This window comes from Neorhizobium sp. 05N33 (assembly GCF_056397445.1).
In genome coordinates, this window is record NZ_JBFTNK010000011.1 from 162,276 (window position 1) to 175,717 (window position 13,442).

The following is a 13,442-nucleotide window of genomic DNA, read 5'->3' on the forward strand; positions in this document are numbered from 1 at the left end:
GAGATTGAGAGCGACGGCGCCCCTACAGCGCGCCGATCGACTTCAGCTTCTTCAGCACCAGTTCATCGGGTTCGCCGGTCTCGGGCAGGCGGTAGTGGCGCTGGAAGCGGCGGATGGCGGCCTTGGTCTGGGCGCCGGCAACGCCGTCGACCCCGACATCCGCATAGGCGATGTTCGACAGGCCGCGCTGGATCTGCAGCACCAGGTCCGTGGGCTGAACGGGAGCGTTCGGCTTCTGGGAGACCGGGGTGGCCGCGGGCCTGCCCGAATTCGACGCTGCGTTCGGGATATTGGCGGGCGGCGTCATCGTCGGCTTGCGCTCGGAGGCGCGGATCGCCGCGGCAACCGGGTCTTCGCCGTGCGCATTGGCGCTCTCRACCGGGCGGGCCGGCGAAACGGGCCGTGGCGGCTGGACCGATGACGGCGCAGGCCTCGTCGGCGCAGCCGGCGTGGCCCGTGCTGTCTCGGCGGGTTTTGGCGCCGCGGGCTGCGTGTCATGGGGTGCGGCCGGCTGGGAGGCCGCCTGCTGCGGCGGCTGCGGGCGCGGCATCGGCGCGACAACGGTCGGCGCGGGCACCTCCGTCTGGGCCGGTGGTGCGGTCGGCACAGCGGCTGGAGCCGGCGCTACGACATTGGGATCGGCGCGCTCGATGCGGAAGGTGGTGACATCGGCGGGTGCGGTGCGCCTTGCCGGACGATAACCGGCAATCTGATTCGGGTTCTTGGCGTCGCGGGTCGCGAGAAACGGGGATGGATGGCCGCCCGGCTGATACCAGAGCGCATTGGCGGCGACGAAGGAGAAGACGACGCCGAAGGCAGCGCTGCCGAACAGGGCCTTCGGCCGGCGCGCAGCAGCCCGCGCTCCCGCCAGAGCCAAGCTCGACAGAATGCCAGGCTGCTTGACAGTTTTTTTCCTGTCAGGCGATTTTCGCTTCCGCGCGGTCATCGATAAAATCCTGTTCGTCCATCATGGCCGCATGCCGGGCTGCCCTCAGCCGCGGCGGGAATTCGACTTTCTCCTCCCGGGAATCATCCCGTTTTGCTTCGACGCCGGAGCCGTCCGATGGCAGCGAGATCGTCACCACGGTCCCCTCGCCCGGACGGCTGGCAATCGCGAAACGACCGCCGTGCAGCGCCACCAGACCTTTTACCAGAGAAAGTCCGAGACCGGTACCTTCGTAGGTGCGGGTATAGGCGTTTTCCACCTGCATGAACGGCTGGCCGATATATTGCAGCTTTTCGGCCGCGATGCCGATGCCGGTATCGCTGACGGAAATCTTGACGTCATCGCCCTCAAGCACGGCGTCGATCGACACGACGCCGCCGGGACCGGTGAACTTGATCGCATTGCCGGCGAGATTGATGAGGATCTGCTGTACGGCGCGACGGTCGGCGATCACTTCGCCAAGCCCGCGCGGGGCGCGGCTCGTCAGCGTCACGCCTTTTTCGCGGGCGGTCAGGTCGAGCATGGCGCGGCAGGTTTCCACGGCTTCCGCGATCGCGAAAGGCTCGGCGAGCAGTTCGTAACGGCCGGCCTCGATCTTCGACATGTCGAGCATGGTGTTGACGACGGAGAGCAGATGGCCGCCGGACTGGCGGATCAGCCCGACATATTCGCGCTGGCGGTCGTTTTCGAGCCGGCCGAAATATTCGCCGATGAGCACGTCGGAAAAACCGAGAATGGCATTGAGCGGCGTGCGCAGTTCGTGGCTGACGGCGGCGAGGAACCTCGACTTCGCCTCATGGGCGGAGCGCGCCTCGGCGACATTGGCCGCGGCTTCCAGGCGGAGCTGTTCTTCTTCCGACATGTCGCGTGCCTGCGCCAGGACGTAGAGGAGTTCCCCTTCGCCGTCGCGGATGGCGGTCATGTCGAGGCGAACCGACAGGAACTGGCGGCCGGCCGCCGAGAACGGCCGCTCGATGCGGATTTCGGCAAGCGCGCTCGGCGCACCCTGGCGCAGCATGTCGAAAGCCTGGACGAGGCCGATCCGGTCGGACACGTGGACGCGCTCGGCAAATGGCTCGCCGGCCGCTTCACGCAGGCTTGGCGGAAACAGATGCTGGTCGCGACCGCCGGTCTTCACCAGCAGGCCATGCGGATCGAGAATGAGCGACAGGCCCGGCATCGCATCGAAGGCAACCTCTTCCGGCTGCGGCGCGGCAATGGAAGCCACGGCATGGCGCGGAAAGGCAAAGGAAGCGGCAACGGCCAGAAGGAAGAGCGACAGCACCAGCGCGACGCCGACGGGCAGAGCGAGCGCCGGCGGCAACAGCAGCGACAGCGCCGGCGGCACGGTCAGCAGTGCGCCAAGGCCACAGAAGACGAGGCGGCGGAACTGGGCAATTTCACCGGCGCGCGCGGTCTCGCCCTCGCCGAGGCGCGTGAGCCAGCGGGTGGCGGTCTCATCGACCAGCGTGACCGCCTTTCCGGCAATGTTACTCAATACGCGCACGCAAAACCCTGCACAGACTCGGTTGTTGAAGCCGACAATAGGCCTCCGTGGCTTAAGGAAAGGATAAAACCAGGGGGTGCGGGAAGCCCCGCAACGACCCAAAATCCGGCTTTGGGACAGAACGGACACGCCTTCTGAGCTTGTGGTTAACGCAACGTAAGCAACGGATTTGCTTCAATTTTTCCCAAGACGTTAACCTTTGTGGCGAGCCAGCGGCCGGGAAAGCCAACGGGTTCGGGTGGGCTGCCGCAATTATGCTTAACATCGATCGCTAAAATTCGATTCAAGTTCGCGACAAAGGCGCTGCAAATGCCGATATTTCGCATTTTAGGCAAATTTGCCGAAAAACCGAACGGTCCCGTCAAAGCCATATTCGCTTCCCGGCGGTACAACCATGTTCAAGACCGGCACAGATCCGGCGGCCCGCTTGAAGACCAGAAGCGGGAAAAAACAGGTGGACAGAGCGATGTGGTTTCTCATCAAGGGAAGTATGTGGTTCGCGGCGGTGCTGGTGGTGCTTTCCTACTTCAGCAGCAAGCCGGCGACCGAGACCGACGGGCTTTCGCCTCTGCAGGTCAGCAACGCCTTTTCGGCGGCGACCGAAGCCTATCAATATGTGAGCGCCATCTGCACCGAAAAACCTGAGGTCTGCGAAAAGGGTGCCGAGACCTTCTCGGCGCTCGGCACGAGGGCCAGGCAAGGCGCCCAGGTCGCCTTCGAGCTGCTCGACAAGCAGTTCGGCGACAAGGGCACCCGGACCGCGGTGCTCGCCGATCCGGAACCGACCCCATTCCCGGCCAGACAGGCCGAAACGGCAGCCGCGACTGTTGCCGACACCATCTTCACCGGCACCGTGCCGGTCCCGCAGAAACGGCCCATTCGTTAGGTTGACGCGCTGACAAACAGCGTTGCGGACGTCTCTTTCGAATTCGAATTTCAAAACTTGCGCCGGGCTCTGATAGCCATGGTTCCCGGCGCCGGACTGCCTGCCCTGTCATTCAGCATTTTGCTGACGCCGTGAGGATTACCCCTCACGGCGTTCTTTTTTGCTTTTATCCCGGCCTGCAGTGCCTATATGGAGCGGATAGAAGAACCGGAGCGCTTATGGCCAGCCTCGAGCAGATCATCGAAGATTTCGAATACCTCGACGAATGGGAAGACCGCTATCGTTACGTGATCGAACTCGGCAAGGCGCTGCCGGACCTTCCCGACGACCAGAAGACCGCGGAGAACAAGGTGCAGGGCTGCGCGAGCCAGGTCTGGCTGGTCAGCCATCTCGGGGATGGCAGCGCCGATCCGGTGATGACTTTCGAGGGTGATTCGGACGCCCATATCGTGCGGGGCCTGGTCGCCATCGTGCTCGCCGTCTATTCCGGCAAGACCGCTTCTCAGATCGCCGCCACAGATGCGATCGAGATCTTCGACCGTATCGGGCTTGTCGAACACCTGTCGTCCCAGCGCGCCAACGGGCTGCGCTCGATGGTCAAGCGGATCCGGGAAGAGGCAAGGATCAGGGCTGCGGCTTAGGGCGCAAGGACCGCTCACGCGCATCCGTTGGCCACGTGGAGAGCGCTTGCTCGGCAACGGCCTCCAGCGTGTCGCGACTGAAACCGGCTTTGGCCTGCACCGCCATGCCGTGAAGAACGGCCATCAGGAATGCTGCAAGCGTATCGGGCCTCGCCGTCTCCGGCAGGTCGCCCTCGGCCTTTGCCCGCTCGAAGCGTTGGCGAAGCTGCGCCTCGGCTTCGGCGCGCGCCTCGATCAAGGCCTGGCGGACAGGCTCCGCTTCATCCGACCCCGCCAGGACACCCTGGATGCCAAGGCATCCCGTATGGTCGGGATAACGGGTGGTGAGGTCGATTGCACCCTGGAGAAGATGCGCCGCAACCTCGCGCGCCGTGGGCAACTGGAGTGCAGCGGGAACATAGTCCACATACCGCTCGTAGTAGCGCACCAGGGCCTTGCGGAAGAGCGCTTCCTTATTGCCGAATGCGGAATAGAGGGCCGGTCTTTCGACACCCGCCGCCTCGGTCAGGTCGGCATAGGAGGCGCCCTCATAGCCCTTGCGCCAGAAGACGCATATCGCGGCGTCGAGCACCTTCTCCACATCAAATTCGCGATGGCGTCCCATCAGCTCTACTCGGCCTTTTTCATAATGACCGTTATTAAAGCCCCTTGACCATCATTGTCAAATTTCATACCGATCGTTATCGTAACATACGTTATGAAATTGGGCCGCTCGACAGGATCGAGTGGGGCCCTTCGTCGAATAGGGAAAGGATACTCATGTCCAACATATTCAAGGGAAAGGTCGTCCTCATCACCGGCGGTTCGCGCGGCCTCGGTGCGGCGACGGCGGAAGCGTTCGCCGATCACGGAGCGGACGTTGCGATCAGCTACGCGGCCTCGGCCGACAAGGCGAAAGCCGTCGTGGAGAAACTCAGGGCAAAGGGGGTTCGCGCGATCGCGGTCCAGAGCGACCAGGCCGACCTTTCTTCCGCAAAACCCCTGATCGACCGGGTGATGGCGGAATTCGGCAGGCTCGATATCCTCGTCAACAATGCCGGCATCGCCATCCAGGGTCAGATGGTCGACGATCCGGAACTCGACGGGGACAACTATAATCGCCAGTGGCAGGTCAACGTGCTGGGCACGATCGCCAACACCCGCGCGGCGGCGCAAAAGCTGACCGACGGTGGCCGGATCATCTTCGTCGGCTCGCTCCTCGGCTCCTACGTCCCCTTCCCCGGTGTCGCCGACTATACCGGAACCAAGTGGGCGCTCGCCGGCTATGCGAAGGGCATTGCCCGCGACCTTGGCCGGCGCAATATCACCGTGAACGTGGTCCAGCCGGGAATCATGCCGACCGACATGGCCGCAGACGTTGCCGGCGAGCTTCCGAACCGTGACGCCATCCTGGACATGCATCCGATCCGTCGCATCGCAACGCTTGAGGAAGTGGCCGAAACCATCTGCTTCCTGGCCGGACCGCATGCGGGCTACATCAACGGCGAGACCGTGAATGTAGCCGGCGGTCTCGGAATCTGAGCGTCGAAGCCTGACGCTTCGACGCAGAGGTCCGGATCATATCACCAACGAAAAGTCCCTGAGCTTCGAACGAAGCTCAGGGACGCTCGCGTCAAAGGATCAGGCTTCCGCTGCCTTGGCGGCCATTGTGGCCTTTGCCCACCAGACCAGTTCGTCGAGCGCCGTTTTGGCCGAAGGCAGCAGATTTGCCTCGATCTCCTCGATCGGCTTGTTGCCGCCCCTCGGGGCGACCGCCATGAAGTCTCCGCCACCGATATGGACGGCGGCGTGGGTCGATACCATCTGCAGCTCGACCCCGATGCCGCGCAGGTGTTCCACCGCGCGCGACGCACCCGTGCCGCCGTAACCGATGGCGGTAAAGGGCTTCCGGTTCCATTCCTTGTAAGCCTGATCGAGGGCATTCTTGAGCACGCCGGTGAGCGAATGATTGTACTCCGCGACCACGAAGATGTAGCCGTCGAAGCGGCCGACAGTTTCCTGCCAGCGCACGGCCTGCGGATTCTGGCTCGGCATCCACATGTTCGACGCCATCTCGTCAAAGAACGGCAGCGGATGGTCGCGCAGATCGACCAGTTCGACCTCGATGTCGTCACGCGCCTGCGCCTGCTTCAACATCCACTGTGCCGGCCTGTCGGCAAAACGGGTTGGGCGGGTAGAGCCGATGACGACCGCGATTTTGGGCTTCGGAACCATAGTATCCTCATGTATGTTGGTTTCTGTCCGTAACCATCTATCCGAGGATCGAATGCCTCATCAAGGAAGCACTTTTCGGATACCAGGTAACCGCGAGGATACCAGGTCTTGCGAACCCATCAGCCGCATGCTGGCCCGGATCAGCGACAAGTGGACGCTTCTGGTCGTGCGCGTTCTGGGGAGCGGCCCTCTTCGCTTCAATGCACTGAAGCGGGAGATCGGCGAGATCAGCCAGAAGATGCTGGCTTCCACTCTTCGCGATCTTGAGGAGAATGGTTTCGTGACGCGGACAGTCACCCCGACGACGCCTCCGCAGGTGGAGTATGCCCTGACGGACCTCGGCCGGGATTTTTGGGAGCCGGTGCAGGCACTGGCCGATTGGACCCATGCGAATTCCCCGAGGATCGACGCCGCCCGCGCCGCTTATGCAGCGAACCGGGCAGCGCGTTAGGCTGGCGCTTCTGGAGCCGGTCACGGGCGGCATTTGCAGCGTCAACCTCACAAGTCTTTTCCGTCACAGGACCGGCCGGTAATCCTCGGCTCCCCAGTGGTGGTTCTGGCGGCGTTTTGCCGGAGCCGGCGGGGCATAATGGCGGGCGAGCGCCAGCAGCGCGGTGCGCAGCATGAGTTTGGCCGAGCGAGCCGGCCATTGGCGTTCGCGTTCCACCGTCTCCAGCCCCTTGGCAAAGCAGCAGACATCCACCGCGACGCCGGAAAGTTCCGGTCCCATCGCGTCCACCGCTCTCGAAAAACGGTTTCGGGCGGCCATCGCGCTGTCGGCGATGTCGGCCTGGCCGCCGGCGGAGCCCTTGGCGCGGGTGGCGAGCCGCGGCTCCCAGGAGGCGGTGACGCGCGGCTGGAGCTGCCCCCGAGTGAAATCGGCGAGCAGTCGTTCACCCGCCTCCAACCCTTCCGCCGGCAAAAAAGGCTTTCCGTCGCGGTCCTTCATCCGGGCGATCGTGCCGAGCGGTGATTCGGCCAGGTTGCGGCGCACCGGCTGGTGGGCGCCCTCGATCTCGGTGGAGGTCACGACGATCTCGCCATGCTGTTCGACAAAGGCCTCCTCGCCCGTCACCAACGCGCGGCGCAGGAAGCTGGATGCCTCGATACTTGCGGCGATGCGGCCGCTTTCGGAAAGCTGCACCAGCCCGAGCGAACGGGCTCTTGCGATCACCGCCTGCGGATAAAGGCGCTCCTCGGCGCCCGTGAGGCGGACTTCGGCGCCCTCCCCCGCCTCGATCGCGCATTCGCCGCGGGCAAGCTGGCGGATCAGGCGCAAGAGATGCCGTTTGAGCTCCGGAATATCCGCCTTGCCGGGCATGGGTTTGCTGATCGCATCAGTCATGGGCCACCACCTCCGAGAGGCCGAAAACGGCGGTGACGATGCGCTCGACCGCCGAGACGAATTCGTCGAAGGCCAGGTCGTCGCGGCGATCCTCGACCACGTGGCAGGCATGGCCGACGGTGGTGCGGTCGCGGCCGAAGGCTTCGCCGATGTCGCTCATCGAAATCTGGAGCGCCACATGGCAGACATACATGGCGATCTGACGCACGTGGCAGGATAGCCGCCGCCGGTCGCGGCGCAGCATCACCCGGTCGCCGAAAAGCTGGACCAGTTCGCAGACCATCTGACGGACGATGCGGCAGACGCTCCTGAGCGGCAGGCTGGCGGGAAGCCGTGGCGTACCGACAGTCGCATCCATTGGCACCGGCGGGGAAAATCGCGCCGAGGGCGGCGGGGCGGAAGGCTCGGAATATCGCTCGAAAGGCATGACAACTCCTCAATAAATAGGAATTAATTCATACACCCTAGAGCAAAAGCGGGGACGCTGAAAACCGCCTCTCCGCAATTATCAGCTGAAATCGTTGATAATTTCCGCAAGTCATGGAAAGATAATGGGATTTTTTTCCTCACACCTTGCCCGTGACCAGGTCGCTAAAAAAGGAAAAACCGGGCGTACGGTCGCCCGGCTCTTTATCCGCATCTGTGTTTGATGCCGAAATCACCCGCCGGTCGCTGGCGCGATCGGTCCTCATCGAGATGGTTTCAAATCCTCCCGGTGTCTTTGCCGGGCGTTGGCCCGGCTCAGACCTTACCGCGCTTGCGGCGCTGGCCGAGACCCATTTCCTTGGCGAGCCTGGAACGTGCTTCCGCATAGGCGGGCGCCACCATCGGATAGTCGGCCGGCAGGCCCCACTTCTCGCGATATTCTTCCGGCGTCATGTTGTAATGGGTCATCAGATGCCGCTTCAGCGACTTGAACTTCTGCCCGTCCTCCAAGCAGATGAGATAGTCGTCTTCGATCGATTTCTTGATCGGAACCGGAGGCTTCGGCTTTTCAATGGCCGCTACAACCGGTGCCGGCGAAGAGGTGTTGCTCAACGCCGTATGCACGTCTGCGATCAAGTTCGAAAGATCGCTGACGGGCACCACATGGTTGCTCACATAGGCCGCCACAATATCTGCGGTCAACTCCACCAGCAGATCGGGGCTTTTGCCCAATGCGATGTCTGTCATTTCCTGTCTCCTGTTTAAGTGACTGGCTGGCCCCGCGACCTCCGCGACACCTGCCCGTTCGTAGAGCTTCTCGGAGCGAAACCATTGCCCGACCGCCGTCTTGCGACCGAAGCCTACCCCTAAGCTCCATGCGGAAAAGAAAACGGTTCGCACCGGATATTGCGTTCGATTAAAGCTTGCCCAGGTCCGTGATCGACGTTTATCGTTCCTCAATCCAAAGAACTTGTCGACTTCACCGAATTGACGAGGGAACGCCTAATCTGAAACAACATCTGCACTCTACTTGTAACGAAGTACCACTGCTTCGCTTTATCTCCAAGTGCGATTTTCGCGAGTTACCAGCCTTTCTGCGGCCTATATCGCTCCCACGTCAGCTTTACTGATGAATAGATGAGCATTTGCTCAGTCAAGACAGGGTTATAACTCGTCCTCGACGGGATTATATTCGCTTATCGTAATCCTTCATTTCATCCCGGACTGACTCAGCGTAAAGTGGATATCCGATCTTATGTGCTGCCATAGCGAGTAGATGCGCCGAAATCGGCGCGGTCAGCACGAAGAAGAAGAAGCCTGCAAGGGCTCTTGCAAATGTCGGCAGATCGCCCGCATGGACGCCGACCGCCAGCAGCAGCAGCCCGGAGCCAACCGTGCCGGCCTTCGATGCCGCGTGCATCCGGGTATAGAGATCCGGCAACCGGTTGAGCCCGATTGCCGCCACCAGTGCGAACCCGGCGCCGCCAAGCATCAGAAGGGCGGTTATCGTGGCCAGCAGGATATCGATCATTTCTTTGACCTCCGCCTGACGGCCGGTCCGGTGCCGGGCGGGCGCCTTGTTGCAGATTTACGGCGCGGTTCGGGCACCGATGCCGTGAATGTCTTCATCATGTCCGGCCTCGGCGTTTCCCGACCGCCGCGCGACAGGATGAAGCGTGCGAAGGCGACGGTCGCCAGGAACCCGACCAGGCCGAGCGAGATGGCGATATCGATATAGAGCGAGAAACCGGTGCGGATGGCGATCAGGGCGATGAAGCCGATGACGATGCCGGTCAGCATGTCGAGCGCCACGACCCGGTCTGGAAGCGTCGGCCCCCTGATCACCCGCCAGACCGTGAGCAGGAAGGAGACGCAGAGCACCACGAGCGCCAGCCAGACCGCATAGGAGACGATCATTTCAGCCGTCGTCATCGGAACGCCTCCATGATCTTGCGCTCGAAGCCGTTGGCGATATCCCGTTTCGTGGCCTCGACATCGGAACAGTCGATCGCGTGGACGAACAGTGTCTTGCGGTCCTCGGAGACGTCGACCGACAGCGTGCCCGGCGTCAGTGTGATGAGGTTGGCAAGCAGGGTGATCTCGAAATCGCGGGTGACGGTCAGCGGAAAGGCGAAGATGCCGGGCTTCAGGTCCATGCGCGGGCTCATCACCAGCACCGCCACTTTCCAGGCAGACAGCGCCAGCTCCTTCAGGAACAGGGCGAGYAGCGACAGGATGCGGCCGAGCCGCCGCCAGTAACCGCGGGCACCCATCTCGTCACGGACGACCCAGAGCACCAGCGTCGACAGCACAAAACCGAAGATCAGGTTTTGCAGCGTCGCGCTGCCGGTAACAGTGACCCAGACGACGGCAAACACCAGAGACAGGATATAGGTGATCATCGCGCTGTCCCTCCCGGGAAGACCGAATGGATATAGGCCGCCGGTTCGCCGAGCCCCTCCGCCGCCGTCTGGGCCAGATCGAGCAGCGGCTCCGGCAGCAGGCCGAAAAGGACGACGAGCGCCGTCAGGCAGCCGAGCGGCAGGGCGATGCGCCAATCCGCCGGGGCGGCGGCCTCCGGAACAGGTTCGGGCTGCGGCCGCCAGAAGGCAAGCAGGAAGACGCGGGCGAGCGCCAGCGTGACCAGGAAAGCGGAGACGAGGATCGCCGCGGCCAGCCACCAGGCACCGATATCGAGCGAGGCTTTCAACAGCGCCACCTTGGGCCACAGGCCCGACAGCGGCGGCAGGCCGGAAGCGGCCAGAAACAGCAGGAAGGCGGCGCCCGAAAACCACGGCGCCTTCCGGTAAAGCCCGCCGAGGCCGGAGAGCGCCCAGGTGCCGCCGAGCCGGCCGGTTTCTCCCGACACCAGATAAAGTGCGGTCATGGTCACCACCGAATGCAGCGCATAGAGGATGGCGCCGCTGACGGCCGCGGGCGTACCGATCGCCACGCCCGCCATCATGTTGCCGATGCCGGCGATGACCACGTAACCCACGAGCCGGCGGATATCGTTCTGCGCCAGCGCGCCGAGCGCACCGACCAGCATGGTGAGCGCCGCCGATATGGCAACGACGAGGCTCAATTCCTCCCGCTCGACCGGGAAGAGCATGATGGTGACGCGGATCAGCGAATAGATGCCGATCTTGGTAAGCAGCCCGCCGAACAGCGCCGACACCACCACCCGCGGCGTATGATAGGAGGCCGGCAGCCAGAAATTGACCGGAAAGGCGGCGGCTTTCATGGCGAAGGCGAGGATGAACAGCGCCGTCAGCGTCGTCAGAGGCGCGGTGCCGCGCAGGCCCGCCGCCTTGCGGGCGATATCGGCCATGTTGAGCGTGCCGAAGACCGCATAGAGATAACCGACCGCGATCAGGAACAGGGTCGTGCCGATCAGGTTGAGGATGGCGTATTTCAACGCCCCGTCGATCTGCTCCGGCTCGGAGCCGAGGATCAAAAGGCCGAAGGACGAGATCAGCAGCACCTCGAACCAGACATAGAGGTTGAAGATGTCGCCGGTCAGGAACGCGCCCGTGACGCCGGCCATCAGCAGCATCAGGAACGGGTAAAAACCGTAGCGCCGGCCGCTCGCGTCGATATCGGCGAGCGCAAAGATGCCGGCGGCGAGGGCGACGATCGCCGCCGCAAGCGCCATCGCCGCGCCAAACAGGTCGGCGGTGAAGGCGATGCCGAACGGCGGCAGCCAGCGGCCCATCACCATGGTGACCGGACCATGGGTCCAGACGCGCCACAGCAGGCCGGCATCGAGGAGGACGAGGAGCGCCAGGCCGCCAATCGCGATGCTGCCATGCAGGCGGACGGACTTGCGTACCATCATCAGCACGGCACCGAAGCCGATCATCAGGGCGACGGGGAGAACGACCAGCCAGTCGGCGAGCGGCGGAGCGGCGAGGACGAGGGCTGCGGAGAGGTCGACGGAAGGAGAGGCCATCAGTGGATGTCCCTCACGGTGTTTCCGGCTCTTGAAGTTGGCGTCCCTTGCCCCGCTCGGACGGCTATCGTCGAAGCCGGGATACCCCCCTCTGCCCTGCCGGGCATCTCCCCCTCAAGGGGGGAGATCGGCCAGAGGCCGGCTCCCCGCTCCCTGTTGGACCGGGGCATACGCAAGCCTCTGTCAAACGATATGCGCTGTGTCTCACTCAACCGCTTGTCACGATTTGGGTAGGGCGCCGCCGCGATTCGATCTCCCCCCTTGAGGGGGAGATGCCCGGCAGGGCAGAGGGGGGTGCCGCGGGATCTAAAGCCGGTGGCGGGAAAGGACATGACAACCTGCAAAACCATCCCCTTAATACCCCACAGGCGGGAGTGGTTCCTGCCGCGGTTCGGCCAGCCGCATCTCGTCCGTATCGTCGGTTCCGAGTTCCTGGTAGGCGCGATAGGTCAGCACCAACAGGAAGGCGAAGAAGGAGAACGAGATGACGATCGCCGTCAGGATCAGCGCCTGCGGCAGGGGATTGGCGGCGTCCGACGACAGCGTGTCCATGCCGGCCGGGATGATCGGCGGCACTTCGCGGGTGAGCCTGCCGGTGGTGAAGAGCATGAGGTTGACCGCATTGCCGAGCAGCACCACGCCGAGCAGGATGCGCACGGTGTGCTTCGACAGCAGAAGGTAGATCGCGGCGGCAAAGAACAGGCCGATCAGGATCGAAAACAGCGCTTCCATCAGTCCCCTCCCTCCGCGTCCGAGCCCGGCTCCTGTTCGAGCGCCAGCGCAATCGAGGTGATCGCCCCGACGACCACCAGGTAGACGCCGATATCGAAGGACATGACGGTGGCGAGCGGCACCTCGACCTCGAAGACGACGGGATAGACCCAGAGCCCGGTCATGAACGGCACGCCTGATACGATCGAGACCAGGCCGGAAAGCGTCGCAAGCAGCAGCCCGGCGCCGGCAATCGCCATCGGGTGGAACCGGATCGCGCGGCGCACCGCAGGCACGCCGAAGGCGATGCCGTAGATCGCCAGCGCCGAAGCCGCAATCAACCCGCCGATGAACCCGCCGCCGGGCTCGTTGTGGCCACGCAGCAGGACGAAGACGGAGAACAGCAGCATCAGGGCGGTGAGGAAGGGCGCGACGGTGCGCAGGATGAGAGTGTTCATGGATGAGCACCTTGCACGTTGGTTGCCACCACCTCTTGGAGGTTGAACAAGCTCCGTTCCCCTTGCAGGTCGAACCCTGCCAGCCCCCCTCTGCCCTGCCGGGCATCTCCCCCTCGGGTGGGGAGATCGGCTGGGCGCACCAGCATCGCTCTCACCGGAACGTTTGAGATGGCCGGGGTCTCACCGCCACTCGATCTCCCCCCTTGAGGGGGAGATGCCCGGCAGGGCAGAGCGACTGTCTTGTGCGTCAAGCGCTTTGCCATGGTTTATTGTCCCGGATGATGGCGTTGAGGATTGTGAGGAGCTTTCGCATGGTGGCGACGATGGCGACGATCCTGGGTTTGCCGGCGGCGACG

General features: G+C 63.4%; 18 protein-coding genes and 1 pseudogene. 4 read left to right on the forward strand and 15 right to left on the reverse strand.

Going from position 1 to position 13,442, the window contains the following annotated elements:
- Positions 1–22: 22 nt before the first annotated feature.
- From AC1DLT_RS23845 to AC1DLT_RS23855, 3 genes are all read right to left on the reverse strand, one after another.
- Positions 23–946 carry a peptidoglycan-binding domain-containing protein gene (locus AC1DLT_RS23845; protein WP_477488388.1) on the reverse strand — a complete coding sequence of 308 codons (924 nt, stop codon included), beginning with the start codon at positions 944–946 and terminating at the stop codon, positions 23–25.
- Positions 918–2,453, reverse strand: a complete 1,536-nt coding sequence (locus AC1DLT_RS23850) for a sensor histidine kinase (protein WP_477488389.1) — start codon at positions 2,451–2,453, stop codon at positions 918–920. The genes AC1DLT_RS23845 and AC1DLT_RS23850 overlap by 29 nt, the downstream gene beginning before the upstream one ends.
- A 146-nt stretch (positions 2,454–2,599) precedes the next feature.
- A complete protein-coding gene (locus AC1DLT_RS23855) occupies positions 2,600–2,824 on the reverse strand; it encodes a hypothetical protein (RefSeq protein WP_247039722.1) in 225 nt (74 codons plus the stop codon).
- A 95-nt stretch (positions 2,825–2,919) separates the two neighbouring features.
- Here AC1DLT_RS23855 and AC1DLT_RS23860 point away from each other — a divergent pair, with 95 nt between their 5' ends.
- Entirely contained in the window at positions 2,920–3,339 is a 420-nt protein-coding gene (locus AC1DLT_RS23860) for a DUF5330 domain-containing protein (RefSeq protein WP_038584914.1), read from the forward strand.
- A 218-nt stretch (positions 3,340–3,557) separates the two neighbouring features.
- Entirely contained in the window at positions 3,558–3,980 is a 423-nt protein-coding gene (locus AC1DLT_RS23865) for a SufE family protein (RefSeq protein ID WP_038541161.1), read from the forward strand.
- Here the strand turns inward: AC1DLT_RS23865 and AC1DLT_RS23870 are convergent.
- Positions 3,964–4,584 carry a TetR/AcrR family transcriptional regulator gene (locus AC1DLT_RS23870; protein ID WP_247138989.1) on the reverse strand — a complete coding sequence of 207 codons (621 nt, stop codon included), beginning with the start codon at positions 4,582–4,584 and terminating at the stop codon, positions 3,964–3,966. The two genes, AC1DLT_RS23865 and AC1DLT_RS23870, sit on opposite strands and share 17 nt — an antisense overlap.
- Positions 4,585–4,739: 155 nt before the next feature.
- On the opposite strand from AC1DLT_RS23870, the gene AC1DLT_RS23875 reads away from it, so the two are divergent.
- On the forward strand, positions 4,740–5,501 hold the full coding sequence (locus AC1DLT_RS23875) for an SDR family NAD(P)-dependent oxidoreductase (protein WP_038541159.1): 762 nt from the start codon (positions 4,740–4,742) through the stop codon (positions 5,499–5,501).
- Positions 5,502–5,600: 99 nt separating this feature from the next.
- Here the strand turns inward: AC1DLT_RS23875 and AC1DLT_RS23880 are convergent, their stop codons facing one another.
- Positions 5,601–6,194 carry an NADPH-dependent FMN reductase gene (locus tag AC1DLT_RS23880; RefSeq protein WP_038584901.1) on the reverse strand — a complete coding sequence of 198 codons (594 nt, stop codon included), beginning with the start codon at positions 6,192–6,194 and terminating at the stop codon, positions 5,601–5,603.
- Positions 6,195–6,246: 52 nt separating this feature from the next.
- Between AC1DLT_RS23880 and AC1DLT_RS23885 the strand changes: the two genes are divergently transcribed.
- On the forward strand, positions 6,247–6,645 hold the full coding sequence (locus AC1DLT_RS23885) for a winged helix-turn-helix transcriptional regulator (protein WP_477488390.1): 399 nt from the start codon (positions 6,247–6,249) through the stop codon (positions 6,643–6,645).
- Positions 6,646–6,708: 63 nt separating this feature from the next.
- On the opposite strand, the gene AC1DLT_RS23890 is transcribed toward AC1DLT_RS23885, so the two are convergent.
- The 10 genes and pseudogenes from AC1DLT_RS23890 to AC1DLT_RS23935 all read right to left on the reverse strand — a co-directional run.
- Positions 6,709–7,539, reverse strand: coding sequence for a DUF6456 domain-containing protein (locus AC1DLT_RS23890; protein ID WP_477488391.1), 831 nt, complete (start codon positions 7,537–7,539; stop codon positions 6,709–6,711).
- Positions 7,532–7,966 (reverse strand): helix-turn-helix domain-containing protein, encoded by a 435-nt coding sequence (locus tag AC1DLT_RS23895; RefSeq protein WP_477488392.1) that lies wholly within the window; start codon positions 7,964–7,966, stop codon positions 7,532–7,534. The genes AC1DLT_RS23890 and AC1DLT_RS23895 overlap by 8 nt, the downstream gene beginning before the upstream one ends.
- Before the next feature lie 314 nt (positions 7,967–8,280).
- A complete protein-coding gene (locus tag AC1DLT_RS23900) occupies positions 8,281–8,712 on the reverse strand; it encodes a Ros/MucR family transcriptional regulator (RefSeq protein ID WP_038541152.1) in 432 nt (143 codons plus the stop codon).
- A 439-nt stretch (positions 8,713–9,151) separates the two neighbouring features.
- Complete coding sequence (gene mnhG, locus AC1DLT_RS23905; RefSeq protein ID WP_477488393.1) at positions 9,152–9,496, reverse strand: monovalent cation/H(+) antiporter subunit G; 345 nt, start codon at positions 9,494–9,496, stop codon at positions 9,152–9,154.
- Positions 9,493–9,897 carry a cation:proton antiporter gene (locus AC1DLT_RS23910; RefSeq protein WP_477488394.1) on the reverse strand — a complete coding sequence of 135 codons (405 nt, stop codon included), beginning with the start codon at positions 9,895–9,897 and terminating at the stop codon, positions 9,493–9,495. The genes mnhG and AC1DLT_RS23910 overlap by 4 nt, the downstream gene beginning before the upstream one ends.
- Positions 9,894–10,367 (reverse strand): Na+/H+ antiporter subunit E, encoded by a 474-nt coding sequence (locus AC1DLT_RS23915; RefSeq protein ID WP_477488395.1) that lies wholly within the window; start codon positions 10,365–10,367, stop codon positions 9,894–9,896. The genes AC1DLT_RS23910 and AC1DLT_RS23915 overlap by 4 nt, the downstream gene beginning before the upstream one ends.
- Positions 10,364–11,917 carry a Na+/H+ antiporter subunit D gene (locus AC1DLT_RS23920; RefSeq protein ID WP_477488396.1) on the reverse strand — a complete coding sequence of 518 codons (1,554 nt, stop codon included), beginning with the start codon at positions 11,915–11,917 and terminating at the stop codon, positions 10,364–10,366. Before AC1DLT_RS23920 ends, AC1DLT_RS23915 begins: the two co-directional genes overlap by 4 nt.
- A gap of 354 nt (positions 11,918–12,271) precedes the next feature.
- Positions 12,272–12,649, reverse strand: a complete 378-nt coding sequence (locus AC1DLT_RS23925) for a Na+/H+ antiporter subunit C (protein ID WP_477488397.1) — start codon at positions 12,647–12,649, stop codon at positions 12,272–12,274.
- Positions 12,649–13,086 (reverse strand): Na+/H+ antiporter subunit B, encoded by a 438-nt coding sequence (locus AC1DLT_RS23930; protein WP_038541131.1) that lies wholly within the window; start codon positions 13,084–13,086, stop codon positions 12,649–12,651. Before AC1DLT_RS23930 ends, AC1DLT_RS23925 begins: the two co-directional genes overlap by 1 nt.
- 247 nt (positions 13,087–13,333) lie before the next feature.
- Positions 13,334–13,442, reverse strand: a pseudogene (locus AC1DLT_RS23935) (IS110 family transposase); the annotation flags it as partial.